General features: G+C 64.1%; 16 protein-coding genes. 13 read left to right on the top strand and 3 right to left on the bottom strand.

Annotation, left to right across the window (positions count from 1 at the left end):
* Positions 1-45 precede the first annotated feature (45 nt).
* The 10 genes from mltG to LSQ66_RS09165 all read left to right on the top strand — a co-directional run bounded on the left by mltG (position 46) and on the right by LSQ66_RS09165 (position 6,889).
* Positions 46-1,035 carry an endolytic transglycosylase MltG gene (gene mltG, locus LSQ66_RS09210; RefSeq protein WP_231769479.1) on the top strand — a complete coding sequence of 330 codons (990 nt, stop codon included), beginning with the start codon at positions 46-48 and terminating at the stop codon, positions 1,033-1,035.
* Positions 1,032-1,646 carry a dTMP kinase gene (gene tmk, locus LSQ66_RS09205; RefSeq protein WP_231769478.1) on the top strand — a complete coding sequence of 205 codons (615 nt, stop codon included), beginning with the start codon at positions 1,032-1,034 and terminating at the stop codon, positions 1,644-1,646. The genes mltG and tmk overlap by 4 nt, the downstream gene beginning before the upstream one ends.
* On the top strand, positions 1,643-2,665 hold the full coding sequence (locus tag LSQ66_RS09200; protein WP_231769477.1) for a DNA polymerase III subunit delta': 1,023 nt from the start codon (positions 1,643-1,645) through the stop codon (positions 2,663-2,665). The genes tmk and LSQ66_RS09200 overlap by 4 nt, the downstream gene beginning before the upstream one ends.
* Before the next feature lie 10 nt (positions 2,666-2,675).
* Complete coding sequence (locus LSQ66_RS09195) at positions 2,676-3,056, top strand: PilZ domain-containing protein (protein WP_231769476.1); 381 nt, start codon at positions 2,676-2,678, stop codon at positions 3,054-3,056.
* A gap of 7 nt (positions 3,057-3,063) precedes the next feature.
* Positions 3,064-3,582 (top strand): GNAT family N-acetyltransferase, encoded by a 519-nt coding sequence (locus tag LSQ66_RS09190; protein WP_231769475.1) that lies wholly within the window; start codon positions 3,064-3,066, stop codon positions 3,580-3,582.
* Positions 3,583-3,666: 84 nt separating this feature from the next.
* Positions 3,667-4,446, top strand: a complete 780-nt coding sequence (locus tag LSQ66_RS09185) for a TatD family hydrolase (RefSeq protein ID WP_231769474.1) — start codon at positions 3,667-3,669, stop codon at positions 4,444-4,446.
* A gap of 30 nt (positions 4,447-4,476) precedes the next feature.
* Positions 4,477-4,899 (top strand): nuclear transport factor 2 family protein, encoded by a 423-nt coding sequence (locus LSQ66_RS09180; RefSeq protein ID WP_231769473.1) that lies wholly within the window; start codon positions 4,477-4,479, stop codon positions 4,897-4,899.
* Positions 4,896-5,570 carry an ankyrin repeat domain-containing protein gene (locus LSQ66_RS09175; protein ID WP_231769472.1) on the top strand — a complete coding sequence of 225 codons (675 nt, stop codon included), beginning with the start codon at positions 4,896-4,898 and terminating at the stop codon, positions 5,568-5,570. Before LSQ66_RS09180 ends, LSQ66_RS09175 begins: the two co-directional genes overlap by 4 nt.
* A gap of 91 nt (positions 5,571-5,661) precedes the next feature.
* Positions 5,662-6,576, top strand: a complete 915-nt coding sequence (locus LSQ66_RS09170; protein WP_231769471.1) for a methyltransferase domain-containing protein — start codon at positions 5,662-5,664, stop codon at positions 6,574-6,576.
* Between the two features lie 121 nt (positions 6,577-6,697).
* Positions 6,698-6,889 (top strand): hypothetical protein, encoded by a 192-nt coding sequence (locus LSQ66_RS09165; RefSeq protein WP_231769470.1) that lies wholly within the window; start codon positions 6,698-6,700, stop codon positions 6,887-6,889.
* Here the strand turns inward: LSQ66_RS09165 and LSQ66_RS09160 are convergent.
* Positions 6,886-7,989, bottom strand: a complete 1,104-nt coding sequence (locus tag LSQ66_RS09160) for a phospholipase A (RefSeq protein ID WP_231769469.1) — start codon at positions 7,987-7,989, stop codon at positions 6,886-6,888. The genes LSQ66_RS09165 and LSQ66_RS09160 overlap by 4 nt on opposite strands.
* Before the next feature lie 91 nt (positions 7,990-8,080).
* Here LSQ66_RS09160 and LSQ66_RS09155 point away from each other — a divergent pair, with 91 nt between their 5' ends.
* Together LSQ66_RS09155 and fusA are read left to right on the top strand one after the other, a co-directional pair.
* Positions 8,081-9,565 (top strand): hypothetical protein, encoded by a 1,485-nt coding sequence (locus LSQ66_RS09155; protein WP_231769468.1) that lies wholly within the window; start codon positions 8,081-8,083, stop codon positions 9,563-9,565.
* A 38-nt stretch (positions 9,566-9,603) separates the two neighbouring features.
* Positions 9,604-11,709, top strand: coding sequence for an elongation factor G (fusA, locus tag LSQ66_RS09150; protein ID WP_231769467.1), 2,106 nt, complete (start codon positions 9,604-9,606; stop codon positions 11,707-11,709).
* A 4-nt stretch (positions 11,710-11,713) separates the two neighbouring features.
* Here fusA and LSQ66_RS09145 read toward each other — a convergent pair whose 3' ends face one another.
* Positions 11,714-12,346 carry a TetR/AcrR family transcriptional regulator gene (locus LSQ66_RS09145; protein ID WP_231769466.1) on the bottom strand — a complete coding sequence of 211 codons (633 nt, stop codon included), beginning with the start codon at positions 12,344-12,346 and terminating at the stop codon, positions 11,714-11,716.
* A 79-nt stretch (positions 12,347-12,425) separates the two neighbouring features.
* Here LSQ66_RS09145 and LSQ66_RS09140 point away from each other — a divergent pair, with 79 nt between their 5' ends.
* Positions 12,426-13,388, top strand: coding sequence for an alpha/beta fold hydrolase (locus LSQ66_RS09140; protein ID WP_231769465.1), 963 nt, complete (start codon positions 12,426-12,428; stop codon positions 13,386-13,388).
* Between the two features lies 1 nt (position 13,389).
* Here LSQ66_RS09140 and LSQ66_RS09135 read toward each other — a convergent pair whose 3' ends face one another.
* The gene (locus tag LSQ66_RS09135; protein ID WP_231769464.1) at positions 13,390-15,780 is read right to left on the bottom strand and encodes a bifunctional diguanylate cyclase/phosphodiesterase; all 2,391 of its coding nucleotides are present in this window, start codon (positions 15,778-15,780) and stop codon (positions 13,390-13,392) included.
* Positions 15,781-15,787: the final 7 nt, after the last annotated feature.

Raw genomic sequence — 15,787 nt, 5'->3', positions numbered from 1 at the left:
CAAAAGCGCTGTCCACGGGGATAAAACTGGTTCAATATAGAAAGCATGACCTTCCTCAGAAAAACGATTGCCCTCGTCGTCCTGCTCGCTGCCGCAGCCGCCGCCTACTTCTACTGGTGGTCGCAAAAGCCGATCACCCTGGACGCTCCCGCGATACCGTTTACCATCAACAAAGGCAGCGGCGCCCACGCCGCAGGCCAGCAGATCGCCGATGCGGGCGTGCCCATCCGGCCGCTGCTCTTCAACATGCTGGCGCGCGCCACCGGCAAGAGCGCAAAACTGAAAGCCGGTTCCTATGAGCTGAAACCGGGCACCACGCCGCTGCGCCTGATCGACCAACTGGTGCGCGGCGAATTCGCCCAGGAGTCGCTCACCATCATCGAAGGCTGGACCTTCCGCCAGATGCGCCAGGCCATTGCCGCCCACACCGGCCTGCGCCACGACACCGTCCAGCTCAGCGACAAGGAGCTGATGGAGCGCGTGTCGCCCGGTTTCACTGAGCCTGAAGGCCTGTTCTTCCCGGATACCTATCTCTTCGCCAAGGGCAGCAGCGAGCTGGACATTTACCGCAAGGCGCACGCCGCCATGCTGCAGCACCTGAAGGAAGCGTGGGACAACCGTGACCCCAAGCTGCCGTACGCGAATCCCTACCAGGCCCTGACCATGGCCTCCATCGTGGAAAAGGAAACGGGGCAGAAATCCGAGCGGGCCATGATTGCCTCCGTCTTCGTCAACCGCCTGAAGCTGGGCATGATGCTGCAAACGGACCCGACCGTTATCTACGGCCTTGGCCCCAAATTCGACGGCAACATCCGCAAGAAAGACCTGGAGACCGACACCCCGTACAATACGTATACGCGGGCCGGCCTGCCGCCCACGCCGATTGCGCTGCCGGGCCGCCAGTCGCTGGCCGCGGCCCTGGCCCCGGCCAAGTCGGACGCGCTGTACTTCGTATCGCGCGGCAACGGCACCAGCCATTTCTCCGCTAACCTGGCCGACCACAACAAGGCGGTCAACCGGTATCAAAAACAATGACGCAACGCGGTAAGTTCATCACCTTCGAAGGCATCGACGGCGCAGGCAAGTCCACCCACATCCAGTACGTCGGCGAGCTGATCGCCGCGCGCGGAGTGGAGCTCGTGAGTTCGCGCGAACCGGGCGGCACGCCGCTGGGCGAGAAGCTGCGCGAGCTGTGGCTGCACGAATCCATGCACGTGGAAACGGAAACCCTGCTGGTCTTCGCCAGCCGGCGCGAGCATATCGCCCAGGTCATCCAGCCCGCCCTCGAGCGCGGAGCCTGGGTCATCTCCGACCGCTTCACGGACGCCAGCTTCGCCTACCAGGGCGGCGGCCGCGGCCTGAGCCTGGACAAGCTGGAAACCATCGCCTACTGGGTGCACCCCGAGCTCGAGCCGGACCTCACCATCCTCTTCGATGTGCCCCTGGAAGTGGCGCGCGCCCGCCTGGATGCCACCCGCGAACTGGACCGCTTCGAGCGCGAGAAAGCCGAGTTCTTCTTCGCCACCCGCAAGGAATACCTGCGGCGCGCCGAGCAGCACGCCCACCGCTTCCGCGTGATCGACTCCACGCGCAGCATCGACGACATCCAGCGCGAACTGGCCGCCATCATCGGCGAACTGGCATGAGCGGCAATCTCTATCCCTGGCAGGAAGGTCCCTGGCAGCAGCTCCAGCAGCTGCGCGCCCGCATGCCGCACGCCATCCTCTTTCACGGCGCGGCCGGAACCGGCAAGGCCGACTTCATCGAAGTCTTTGCCAAGGCGCTCCTGTGCGAGAACGTGCAGGCCGAAGGCCATGCCTGCGGCGCCTGCGCCTCCTGCGGCTGGTTCGAGCAGGGCAGCCACCCGGACTACCGCCGTATCCGCCCCGAAGCGCTGGAAGACGAGCCGGGCGAAGGGGAAGAGGGCGAGGACAAGAAGGCTGCCAAGTCCAAGGCCCCGTCGAAGGAAATCAAGATCGAGCAGATCCGCAGCCTCGCGGACTTCATGAATATTTCGACCCACCGCGCCGGTTTGCGCGTGGTGGTGCTGTACCCGGCCGAGGCGCTCAACATGCCCGCCTCGAACGCGCTGCTGAAAACCCTGGAAGAACCGCCGCCCGGCACGGTCTTCCTGCTGTCCTCGAACAGCCTGGACCGCCTGCTGCCAACCATTCTCTCCCGCTGCCGCAAGTTCGCCCTGCCCATGCCGGACCATGCCCAGGCCCTGGCCTGGCTGCAGGCGCAAGGCGTGGCGGATGCCGACAGCTGGCTGCGCGAGCAGGGCGGGGCGCCGCTGGCGGCGCTGGCCCAGTCCGAAACCGGCAGCCGCGAAGAGCTGGACATGCTGCTGCAATACCTCGCCAATCCCAGCGTGGAAGCGGCGCTGAAGACGGCGGACAAGATGCAGAAAGTGCCGCTGTCGTCCTTGGTATCGTGGCAACAGCGCTGGCTTTACGACCTTTTTTCCTGCAAGCTCACGGGGAACATCCGTTATTATCCCCGTTACCAGCGCGAGTTGAAGGGGCTGGCCGGGAAGATCCATCTCAGCCGCCTGATGGCAGCGATCAAGGGCGCCAACGAGCGGCGGGCCACGTCCGACCACCCGCTGTCGCCCAAGCTGTTCATCGAAGACATGCTGCTGGATTACACTGCCTGCTGTAGCTGAAAGGAAGGGAATGAGCGCAACTCCGCCGAACGAGCCCAATACCGTGCCGCTGAACCGGCCCACGGTGCTGTCGCTGGCGATCAAGGAGAAAGCGGCCCTGTACGCGGCCTACATGCCCTTCCTCAAGAACGGCGGCCTGTTCGTGCCGACCCAGAAGGCCTACAAGATCGGCGACGAGATCTACCTGATTTTGACACTGATGGACGACCCGAACAAATACCCGATCGCGGGCAAGGTGGTGTGGGTTACGCCGCCGAACGCCCACAACAACAAGGCGCAGGGAGTCGGGCTGCATTTCCCGGCCGACGAATCGGGCCAGCGCACCAAGCTGCGCATTGAAGAAATCCTCGGCGCCGCCTTGCGCTCCTCGCGCGCCACCCACACACTTTGACACCAGAATGCCGTCCTACCGCCACCGCACCGCCACGCTGCAAGACCTGCCCGCCATCGTCGAAATCTACAACAGCACCATCGCCTCGCGCGAGGTGACGGCCGACACAGAGCCGGTTTCGGTCGAATCGCGCCTCCCGTGGTTCAAGGAACACGAGCCCGCGCGGCGGCCCCTGTGGGTGATCGAGAAGTCGGACGACAGCGCGGCGCAGCCCGAGATCCTGGGCTGGATCAGCTACTCCAACTTCTACGGGCGCCCGGCGTACTCCGGCACGGCGGAAGTCTCGATCTACATCGCCGAAGCCTGGCGCGGCAAGGGCATTGGCCGCTACGCGCTGGAAGAGGCGATCGCCTTCGCGCCGCAGATCAAGGTGCACACGCTGCTCGGATTCATCTTCGGCCACAACAAGCCAAGCCTGGGACTCTTCGAGCGCTTCGGCTTCGAAACCTGGGCCAACTTCCCCCGCGTGGCCAACCTCGACGGCATCGAGCGCGACCTCATCATCCTCGGCAAGCGCGTAGCCTGAAACATTTCCTAATTGGGGACAGACCCCTTTAAGAAATTTCTTAAAGGGGTCTGTCCCCAATTAGGAAACGGTACAATCCAGTCCATGTTTATCGATTCACATTGCCATATCGACTTCCCCGAGCTCGCCGCGCGCATGCCCGAGCTCCTGGCGAAGATGGAAGAGAACAAGGTCAGCCACGCTCTCTGCGTGTCCGTGGACCTGCCTGACTTTCCGCGCGTGCTCGCCCTGGCCGAGCAGTATCCCCACATCTATGCCTCCGTCGGCGTCCACCCCGATTACGAGGACACCCCGGAACCATCCGTCGAGCAGCTGGTCGAACTGTCGCAGCACCCGAAGATCGTGGCCATCGGCGAAACCGGCCTGGATTATTACCGCCTGACGGGCGACCTGGAGTGGCAGCGCGAACGTTTCAGAACTCACATCAAAGCTTCAAGAGTCACGCGTAAGCCTTTGATTATTCACACAAGATCGGCGAGCGAGGATACGCTGCGGATCATGCGCGAAGAGGGCGCAGGCACGGCCGATGGCGGCGTGGCGGGCGTGATGCACTGCTTTACCGAGTCGCTGGAAGTGGCGCGGGCTTCGATGGAGCTGGGTTTCTATATCTCCTTCTCCGGCATCGTGACCTTCAAGAGCGCCAAGGAGCTGCAGGCCGTGGCCCTGGAAGTGCCGCTTGAACGCATGCTGATCGAAACGGATTCGCCCTACCTGGCGCCGGTGCCGTATCGCGGCAAGATGAACGAACCGGGTTATGTCGCCCATGTGGCGGAATTCATCGCCAAGCTGAAGGGCGTGCCGCTGGAGCAGGTCGCGGAGCAGACAACGAAGAATTTCTTCAATCTTTTCAATGTAGTGCAATAGAAAGCTCATATGATTTCTAGAATTGCTTCGATGTTGCTCCTGCTGCTGTCGGCCCAGCTTTGCGCCGCCCAGCCCTCCGTGTCCGACGCCGATGCGGTGGCCATCCGCGAAACGGCCCTGAACTATGTCGAGGGCTGGTATGACGGCGATGCCGGCCGCATGGCGAAGGCCCTGCATCCCCAGCTCGTCAAGCGCATCGCCGTACACAAGAACGGCAAGAGCTATCTGCAGGAAACCAATGCCCAGGCCCTGGTGGAGATGACCGGCAAGGGCTACGGCAAGAACGTGCCCGAAGACCAGCGCCAGAAGGAAGTGGTCATTCTCGATGTGTTCGGCAACGCCGCCAGCGTGCGCGCCACCATGAAGGACTGGATCGACTACATGCAAATGGCGAAGGTGGACGGCCGCTGGGTCATCGTCAACGTGCTGTGGGAACAGAAGCCTCCGAAATGATGCGCCGCCGGCTTCTGGCCGCTATCCTGGCCGTGGCCGCCATCCCGGCCTGGGCCGATACGCCCACGCCCGAGGAAGACGCCGTGACATTTTTCCGCGCGGCCCAGCTGAACGACGCCGCGCGCATCAAGCCGCTCCTCGCGCGCGGCCTCGACCCCAATATCCGCGAGCCCGAACGGGGCGAAACCGGCATGATCGTGGCCCTGCGCTACGATGCCATGGACGTGTTCAAGCTCCTGCTCGCCCAGCCCGGCATCAAGCTGGAAGCCACGGCGCCGAACGGCAATACGGCCCTGATGATGGCCGCCTTCCGCACCAACAAGGAGGCGATCCTGATGCTGATCCAGCGCGGCGCAATCGTGAACCGCCCCGGCTGGACAGCCCTGCATTACGCCGCCGCGGCGGGCGACCCGGACACCATCCGCCTGCTGCTGGCGAACTACGCCTATATCGATGCCGAATCCCCCACCAAGGTCACACCCCTGATGATGGCCGCCCGCGAAGGCCATGAGGAGGCCGTGAAGGTGCTGCTGGAGGAGGGCGCGGACGCCACCCTGAAGGACGCCGGTTTCCACATCGACGCCGCCACCTTTGCCGAGCGGGCCGACAAGCCCTGGATCGCCAAAACCATCCGGTCGTATATCGCGGCCAAAAACAAACAGCAGAACTGAGCGGCTTTTCCCGCCAACCTCGGCGTTATGGCAACTCTTGTTGCTCCTGATAATGTGATATCGCCACTGGGCATATCCAAAGGAACAACAAATGCTGAACGAACGCGAGATCGAAAGCTGCTACCTGGGGCAGTTCATCCCCGTCCACTACCATCACAACATGCTGATGGATAACAACCGCATGCACAGCTTCAAGGCGGCCATCGACTACGCCGTGAAGCCGGGCATGAAGGTGCTGGAGCTGGGCGGCGGCACCGGCGTGCTCTCGTGGTTCGCGTCCGCGAAGGCGGAGAAGGTCTACTGCGTGGAGTTCAATCCGGACATGGTGAAGGAGGCGCGCAAGTTCCTCGCCATGAACCCTGGTGGCCAGAAGGTGGAGGTGATCCACGCGGATGCCTTCGAATACCTGCCGCCCGAACCGGTGGATGTGGTGATCTGCGAGATGATCCACGTGGCCATGCTGCGCGAGAAGCAGGTGGAGGTGATCGAATCCTTCAAGCGCCGCTACCAGCAGAAGTTCGGCGGCCCGCTGCCTGTCTTCCTGCCGGAAGCCGTGCTGATGGCGGCCCAGCCCCTGCAGCAGGAGTACGATTTCGAGGGCTTCTACGCCCCCATCGTCCAGTTCCAGGAGACCGGCGTGGTGCACTCCGGCACCCGCGAGCTGGCGCAGCCCGCCGTCTACAGCCTGATCGATTTCGCCCAGCCGAACGAGCTGAGCTATGCATGGGAAGGCAAGTTCGTCATCGAGCGCGACGGCATCCTGAACGCCATGCGCTTCGTCACCAAGAATATCCTGGCCGTAGTGCAGGAGCGGAATACCACCATCGACTGGCTGAACCACTACATGACGTTGCCGTTGAGCAAGCAGGTTGAGGTACGCCAGGGCGATGTGCTCCAGGTGAGCTTCGCCTACCGGGCCGGCGGCTCCATTCCTTCGCTTGAAGCGTCGATTCGCGCCGACGTGGTCTACGAAGCGCAGCAGCAGGCCCTCGCCGCCTTTGTCTGAGACCGTTTCACCCCCGCTTTTCGACCGCCGGTCGCCGCATTCTGCAGTTGGTCGCAGCGCGATTGAGCGCTGTTTAGCGGATCGCTAAAGTGGCTGCATCGACAACGCGGGGGGATTTGCCATGCTGAGCTTTGTACTGTGGTTGGTGCTGCTGTTCCTGTGCTGGCCGCTGGCCTTGCTGGCCCTCGTCCTCTATCCCCTGGTATGGCTGGTGCTGCTGCCGTTCCGGCTGATCGGCATCGGCGTGGACTTCGTCTTCGAGACCCTGCGCGCCATCGTCCTGCTCCCGGCGCGCGTGCTGCGGGGCCTTTAAAAGTCGATCAGCACCCCGGCTCCCAGCGACATCTGGGAGTAGTTGTAGTCGATCAGGCTCTGCCCGTAGCCTGAGAAGAACTGCATGTAGCCCTTCAGATTGTCCCGCACCGGGAATGCCCATCCCAACGTCAGGGCGCCGTGATCGTGGCGGAAATTGCGCCGCGCCATCAGGGAGTACTCGTGGCCCTCGCTGCGGTAGCTCAGGCGCAGGTCGCCATGCCCCAGGTAGTTGGTGATGTCGATATTGTCGTTGTCCGACTTGGCGTTATCCAGGCGCTTCCAGATGCGCGCAACGATCGCCAGCTTGCCGTATTCCGCTCCCGCCTCCGCATACAACCGGTTCCAGCTGCGCGACAGCGTCGAAGCCTGCCCGTTCGACTGGTGCACCGCGCCGAAGTTCACGTAGCGCAGCTCCAGATCGCCGATCTGCTTGCCGATGGGCGCCACCGCCATCACCTCCGGCTGGTAGTTGGTTTCGCGGAAGGGGCTGGAGGCGGAGCGGTTATAGGCCTGCCAGAAGCTTTGCTGGGTGTAGCCGAACCACAGGTCGAAGGGCGTGCGCCCGATCCCTTCCAGCATCTTCATCTTGAAGCTGAGCTGATAGCTCAGTTCCACGCGCTGCGACTTCAGCCCTGCGGGCGTGAAGTCCTTGAACGGGCCGTCGTTGGTGCTGTTGCTGTAGTTTGCGAGCAGCAGGTAATTGTCGCGGTGGGGACGGAAGTTGTAGACGCCGCGCTTGTTGATGTCATCGAGCTCCCACAGCGGTACCATGCGCGACACATCCGGTTCCTCGGCGGGCGGCGCGGGCTTGGTATCCGTCTGCACCAGACCGCCTACGGGGCCGCCGGGAAAAGCGCCCGCGTGGGAGTCCCGTCCCTGGTCCGCGCCAGGAACGCCCGCCGCTGCGGCAGCCACGGTGGCGGGATCGGTCGGCTGGGCACGGTTTGCCAGCGCATCGTAGCAGCCGAGGCGGGCCGTGGGATCGCCAAGCATGGCGCAGCGCTCCAGGCGCTGCTCCAGTTCGGCTGGCGGCGTGTTCTGGGCAAAGGCGGCCGGAGCAAGCAGGGCTGCGCAGAGCAGGGGTGAGGACTTCATCATTACTTATCAGTAAAACATCATGACCCGCCAGTATAGTTGATTGCACGCATGCCCGCGCGCACCGCTTTTGAGGCCGCTATACTTTCTGCTCATGTATGCACGCTGCCTCGCGACGCTGTTCGCCTTGTTTGTGGCTGCCGCGGCCAGTGCCGCCCCGGCCGGTATCGCGCTGCGCCTGGCGGACGATGGCGCGCTGCAGGTGGATTACACCTTTCCAGACCGAGCCCTCGTTCTGCCCTTTGCGAATCCCGATCCGCAGGTATGGGAGCTGGTGCGCAAACCGCATTGGCGGCTGGTCCAGGACTGTGCGGAACTGCGCCCGGAAGGAATCGTGCGGCGCCGTGCCGGAGTCTGCGAACAAGTGACGGTGCGCGTCCAGCCCGGCTTCCTTGGCCTGGACCGGCGCTTCGAACCGGCCCTGCCCATCGGCCCGGACGCGCTGTCGCTCCACACCCGCTACTACGCCATCGACGGCCCCATGATCTGGACCGTGGAGCCGCCCCGTGGCGGCATTGCAGGCTGGATGGGGCAGGTACACGGTGCGGCGCAGGAGGTGGCCGTGGCCGAGCCCTCCGACGCGCGCCAGGCGGCCATCGACGATACCGACCTCGTGCTCTCGCGCCGCCCTCCAGCCCGCTGGACTGGCGCATGGGCCATCGCCTCCGGACTGACAGCGCCGCTTGAAGCGGAGTTGCGCGCCACTTCCGAGACCTTGCTTGCCGAGTACCGCCACGCTTTCGGCGAGCCCGTCAACGGCATGCCCATGCTGCTGTTCGTGGGCCAGCCTGGCTCCGGCGAGACTGTGCTGCGGCCCAAGGGCGACGTTCAGGACGGCACCGTGCGCGTCACCGTGGCTTTCTCCGAAGGCAAGCTGGCGGACAAGGACCGTGGCGTGCTGCGCGTCTTCCTGGCCCACGAGCTTTTCCATCTGTGGCATGGGCGCCGCTTCAACGCCGCTGGCGAGCCCTGGCTGGGCGAGGGCAATGCGGACTGGATCGGCCTGAACTTGATGCACCGCCTGGGTTGGATGAACGATTCCGTGTACCTGCTCCTGCTGGAACAAGCCTTCAACCAGTGCGCTCTCGCCATCGGCGAACAGCCCTGGCGGGCGGCGCCGCAGCGCCAGGGCGGCATTCTGCCTTACCGCTGCGGCCTGGCCTTCCACGCCATCGCATTCGAAGCTTCCCGCCGCGCGGGCAACACGGCCGGCCCGCTGGAACAGTGGCGCGCCATCCTCGGCGGAAGCGATGCACTGCGCGAGGAAGACTTCTTCGGCTGGTACGAGCGCCCCGACTTCGCGGGCGGGCGCATCGCCCCGCTGCGCCGCCTTCTCGCTTCGGAGACGCCGTTTGCGGAGGGCCTGCTGGCGGCCATGCGCAGCGCCGGAGTCTCCTTCGAGATGGCGCCAACCCTGTCCTGGCTGCCTTCCGGCGCGCGGCGGAACTGCGCCCAGGGCGGCGGCAGCAGGAGCGGCGCATTTGATGTAAATTGTCCGGGCGCGTTCAGCATGCCGGGCGGCTTTATCCATCTTGGCGTCGTAGGTACTGCCAAAAGCAGGCTTGAAATCCGGCAATAGCTCCCAAACTTCGCATTCCTATCAGACAGGAGATTGTGATGAGCCGTAAGACCCCCATCGAGCGATACCGCAATATCGGCATCAGTGCGCACATTGATGCCGGGAAGACGACCACGACCGAGCGCATCCTGTTCTATACCGGCGTGAACCACAAGATCGGCGAAGTGCACAACGGCGCCGCCACGATGGACTGGATGGAGCAGGAGCAGGAACGCGGCATCACGATCACCTCGGCCGCGACCACGGCCTTCTGGAAGGGCATGGCGGGCAATTTCGCCGAGCACCGCATCAACATCATCGATACGCCCGGCCACGTGGACTTCACCATCGAGGTGGAGCGCTCCATGCGCGTGCTGGATGGCGCGGTGATGGTGTACGACTCCGTGGGCGGTGTGCAGCCGCAGTCCGAAACCGTGTGGCGCCAGGCGAACAAGTACAAGGTGCCGCGCATCGCCTTCATCAACAAGATGGACCGCGTAGGCGCGGACTTCTTCCGCGTGCAGCAGCAGATCAAGGACCGCCTGAAGGGCGTAGCCGTGCCTATCCAGATTCCATTGGGTGCGGAAGAACACTTCGAGGGCGTGGTGGACCTCGTGAAGATGCGCGCCATCCGCTGGGACGACGCCAGCCAGGGCGTGAAATTCACCTATGAAGACATTCCCGCCGACCTGAAGGATCTGGCGCAGAAGTGGCACGAGCACATGGTGGAAGCGGCTGCGGAAGCGACGCCCGAGCTCACGGAGAAGTACCTTAACGGCGAAACCCTGAGCGAGGAAGAGATCAAGACCGCGCTGCGTACGCGCACCATCCGCAACGAGATTGTGCCCATGCTGGCGGGCAGCGCCTTCAAGAACAAGGGCGTACAGGCCATGCTGGATGCGGTAGTGGAGTACCTGCCTTCGCCGGTGGACGTGCCCGCGATTGCTGGCCACGACGAGGACGACAAGGAGATCGAACGCCATCCGGCGGACGACGAGCCGTTCTCCGCGCTCGCCTTCAAGATCATGACCGACCCGTTCGTGGGCCAGCTGACCTTCTTCCGCGTGTATTCGGGCGTGGTGAATTCGGGCGACACCGTCTATAACCCGACCAAATCGCAGAAGGAGCGCCTGGGCCGCATCCTGCAGATGCATGCGAACGAGCGCAAGGAGATCAAGGAGGTGTACGCGGGCGATATCGCTGCGGCGGTGGGGCTCAAGGCCGTGACCACGGGCGACACGCTGAGCGCGCCGGACCATGTGATCGTGCTGGAGAAGATGGTCTTCCCGGAGCCTGTGATTTCGCAGGCCGTGGAACCCAAGACCAAGGCCGACCAGGAGAAGATGGGCGTTGCCCTGAACCGCCTGGCGCAGGAGGACCCGTCCTTCCGCGTGCACACGGACGAGGAATCGGGCCAGACCATCATGTCCGGCATGGGCGAGCTGCATCTCGAAATCCTGGTGGACCGCATGAAGCGCGAGTTCGGCGTGGAAGCAACCGTGGGCAAGCCGCAGGTGGCCTACCGCGAAACCATCCGCAAGATGGTGGAGGACATCGAAGGCAAGTTCGTGAAGCAGTCCGGCGGCAAGGGGCAGTACGGCCACGTGGTGCTGAAGCTGGAGCCCACCGAGCAGGGCAAGGGCTACGAGTTCGTGGACGCCATCAAGGGCGGCGTGGTGCCGCGCGAGTTCATCCCCGCGGTGGACAGGGGCATCCAGGAGACCTTGCGCTCAGGCGTGCTGGCGGGATATCCGGTGGTGGACGTGCGGGCCACGCTCACCTTCGGCTCCTACCACGACGTGGACTCGAACGAGAACGCCTTCCGCATGGCCGCCTCGATCGCGTTCAAGGACGGCATGCGCAAGGCGAGCCCCGAGCTGCTGGAGCCCATGATGCAGGTGGAGGTGGAAACGCCCGAGGAGTTCACTGGCAATGTGATGGGCGACCTGTCCACGCGGCGCGGCATGGTGCAGGGGATGGACGAGATCCCGGGCGGCGGCGGCAAGCTGGTGAAGGCCCTGGTGCCGCTGGCCGAAATGTTCGGCTACTCCACCACCCTGCGTTCGCTCACGCAGGGCAGGGCGACCTACACCATGGAGTTCAAGCACTACGCCGCGGTGCCGAAGCACATCCTCGACCAGATCGCCACAGCAAGGGTGAAATAAGCTGTCAGGGCGGCGATTGGAGATAGCCGGTCACGAGGCGAGCAGTCTCGTTGACCAGCAGTCCAATCGCCTCCTTCGACAGTTTGTCGCCCTGGTGCAGGACGGCATTGTGGGCGAGCGCCTCGATCGAGGTGGCGCACATGTAGGTGGCGAGGTTCAGGTCCGGTACCCGAATTTCCTCTTTTCGTTTTTCCAGGTAGTTGCGCACCATCGCGAAGTTCTCGCGCTGGTGCGCTTCCACATTCCGTGGCGTGCCCGTATGCGGCAGCTGTTCAGCCAGCACGCGGTGAAGCTTCGGGTCGACGCTGTGCGCCTCGATGGCCGCCGCCACCAGCCGGTGCACGCCATCCCGTAGCGGGAGTTCCTCCGCCTCCGCCACCGCGGCGTGCACGATCCCCATGATATCGCTCTGGTGGCGGTCGATGACGGCAGCCACCAGCGCTTCCTTGGCGGGAAAGTACTGGTAGAGCGAACCAATGCTCACTCCTGCCTCTTCGGCGATGCGGTTGGTGCTCGCCTTGTCGTATCCATCCCTGACCAGAATGCGAGCTGTCGCCTCCACCAGCGCGTCCACGGTTGCCCGCGACCTTTGCTGGGAGGCTTCCTTCCTTGGTTTTACGGGTGGTCTGCGTGCCATATTCAGCTTGTTGGAATGCGAGTATCAAATGCGAGTGATCGCTCATATTATATCCCCACCATATACAAGGAGGACTGGAATGAGCGTTGAAACAGTATCGATGGCGCAGCAGGCCGAATGGCTGCCTGACCCCGCAGCGCCCAGCTGGCAAAGCCGCTGCCTCGTGGGCCTGCTCCGCCTTCTCCCCATCAAGAAGCGGCTGGCTTCTGGCGCCGCCGTGCAGCAGCAGGTGCGCGCCATGGCCTTGCGGCCGATGTGCTACGAGCCGGCAGGCCTGGGGCGCGGCATCGAAGTGGAACGGATGGAGAGCGCGGCGGGATGGCCCGTCTACGAAACTGCCACGGCTGCTGCGCGCGGGAACGCCCGCCATGTCGTTTTCCTTCACGGCGGCGGCTTCTTCAGGGAGATCGTGCGGGCCCATTGGCGCTTCGTCGCTTACCTGAACCGGGAAGCTGTCGTGCGCTGCATTGTTCCCATCTATCCGCTCACTCCCGGCAGCACCGCCCGGGATCTTGTGCCTGCCACGGGGGAACTGCTGCGTGAGCTGATGGACAGGGTGGGCGCCGAGAATGTCACTGTCGTGGGAAACTCGGCAGGCGCCGCCTTGGGCCTGGCCGCGGCGCAATGGATCAGGGATGCAGGCCATGAGCAGCCACGCGCCCTGGTGCTGATATCGCCCGGCGGCGATTTTTCCGTCAGCAGGCCGGAGCAGATAGCCATTGCGGCCCGTGATCCCCTCCAGGATATTCCCGGGGTGCGCGAGGCGGGACGCATGTATGCCGGAGAACTGGACGCGTCGCACCCCTATGTCTGTCCCCTCAACGCCTCGTTCGAGCGACTGCCGCCGATGACCATTTTCTCCGGCACGCTCGACCTCTTTTATCCGGACTGCATCGACATGGCTGCGAAGGCACGGGCAGCGGGCGTGCCCGTCGACCTTCATCTCCGACAGGGACAGCCGCACAACTACGCGGCGATGCCGACGCCGGAAGGGCGGGAGGCCCGTGCCGCCATCCTCCGCGTTCTTGCGGAGGACAGGTGAATCAGCGGCGGAGGAGGGCGGCGAATTCGGAAGCAGGAACGGGGCGGCTGTACAGATAGCCCTGTCCCTGTTCGCATCGCAGGAGCTTGAGCAGCTTCGCTTCCTCTTCCGATTCGATACCCTCGGCCACCACCTTCAGGTCCAGGTTGTGCGCCAGCGAGACAATGGTGCTGACCAGGCCCATATAGCCCGCGTCGTGCGTCATCTTCATCACGAAGGAACGGTCCACCTTCAGGATATCGACCGGCAGCGTGACCAGGTAGGCGAGCGAGGAATAGCCGGTGCCGAAGTCGTCGATGGCCACCGGTACTTCGAGATTGCGCACGCGGCTCAGGGTTTCGACCACGCGCTTCTGTTCCGACACCAGGGCGCTTTCCGTGATTTCGATGGACAGCGGCTGCAGGTGCGCCTCGGCGATGTTCAGGGCATGCTCGATATCCTCGAACAGGGTATCGCAGCGGAACTGCGCGGGCGCCACGTTGACCGCGATCTGCGGCGGCATCAGGCCGTCGTCATACCATTCGCGCCAGTCCTCCATGGCCTTCTGCATTACCTGCCTGCCGACGGCGATCACGAGGCCCGTGCGTTCCAGTACCGGCACGAATTCGGCAGGGGAAATCAGGCCGCGCGTGGGGTGCTGCCAGCGCACCAGCGCCTCGGCGCCTGCCAGCTTGCCTGTCTTGAGGTCGATCTTCGGCTGGTAGTAGTTGATGAATTCCTTGCGTTCCACCGCCTCGCGCAGCTCCGCCTCAAGGCTGATCTGGCGCGCCAGCGCATGGTCGGCGTCCCGGTCGTAGATGCCGATGCGTTCATCCACATTGCGCGCGGCGGCCAGCGCGTCCCAGGCCTTCACCAGCAGGTCGTCCGCCGTATTGCCGTCCTCCGGCAGCGAAGCGATACCCACATTGATGGTGCACCAGATCTTGTGCTGCTCCACATGGTAGGCGCCCTGCAGCAGTGGCAGCAGGGTTTCGCGGATATAGTCGACGGGTGCACGCGCCTCGTCCGCCGGATAGAACAGCGCAAAGCGGCCGATGCCCACGTGCGAGAGCACCATGCGCTGGGCCACGACGCCGCGGAGGCGCTGGGCGAATTCGCGCATGAGGCCGATGGCGGCAGCGTTGCCGTAGGCCGAGCTCAGCTCGTCGAAGCGGTTGATATTGATGAGCAGCACCACGCCCTGGGCATTCGCGGCGGCCAGTGCAGCGATCTCCTCCTCGAACTGCAGGCGGCTCGGCAGTCCGGACAGGGAATTGGTGCGCGCCAGGCGGTGCAGCTCCTTGGCATTGATGAGGCGCTCCAGTCCGTAGCTCAGCTCGTTCCCGAGTTCGCCCGCGCGTTCGCGGTAGAAATGGTCGAAGAATTCCTTGCGCTTCGAATAGAAGGACGCCACGCCCCAGCACTTGCCGTTCACGAACAGGGGAATGGCCATGCAGGAGGCGATCTTGCGGCGCTGGCAGCCCGAATGCAGGTCGTTCGAGAACTGCATCTTGCCGGTGTTCATGGCAGCGCTGGCCAGCTCGGGCACGAACCAGTCGGCTACTGCCATGCCGTCCGGTGTGCCGCTGTCCGCGTCGCGCCACTCGTGCTCGCTGCCGTCGCGGGAAGCCGAGGTGAAGAGCTTGAGTCCGCCCGTAGTGTCGTCCACGCGGCAGATGTCCACGATCTCGATCCCGGGCTGGTGAGCGGCGGCGCGGCAGGTGTCCAGGCACAGGGACTCCAGAGTTTTCGCGCGGGAAATGGTGGCCGAGAGGCGCGACAGCAGCACATAGAAGTTGTCGTGCCGAATCAGGGCGCGCTCCTTCTCCACCTCGGTGGTCATGTCGATGGCCGAGCCGCCCAGGAAGGGTTCGCCGTTCACGTCGATGGGAAACTTGTGGACCAGCCAGTGGCGCTTGCCGTCGTGGGTGGTTTCCATGGTCTTGATGACTTCGCCGTTCTCCAGCACGGCGCGGTCCTGCTCTTCCAGGCTCTGGCGCACGTCTTCCGGCCAGAAATGGCTGTCGTCCTTGCCCACGATATTGGGCACGCCAAGCAAGCCCAGCAGGGCCGCATTGCCCATCACATATGCGCCCGTGCGGTCTTTCACCCAAAGCGGAGAAGGGGAGTGCTCGGCAAAACCGGACAGGAAGCCCTCGGCGCGTGCCAGGTTGCGGCGCAGTGCGCCCTGGACGCGGGCGGTAGTGGTCAGGTCCGCCAGCGCGCGGCGGCCGGCAGCGTCCAGGGAAGGCGGGGCAAGGGCCAGCAGGCGCTGCGGATCGGCGAGGGCGTCGGCGGGAACCTCCTTGCCACAGAGATAGGAGGCGAGGCGCAGGAGCTCATCCGGAAGGTGATCGGGAGTGGAATCCTGGGCAGCGAGCTGCTGCTGTTCTTGGGTGGCGGTCTGATTCATGGTGCTA

Source organism: Massilia endophytica (genome assembly GCF_021165955.1).
Classification (GTDB): Bacteria; Pseudomonadota; Gammaproteobacteria; order Burkholderiales; family Burkholderiaceae_D; genus Rugamonas; species Rugamonas endophytica.
This window is presented reverse-complemented; position numbering and strand designations above follow the sequence as displayed.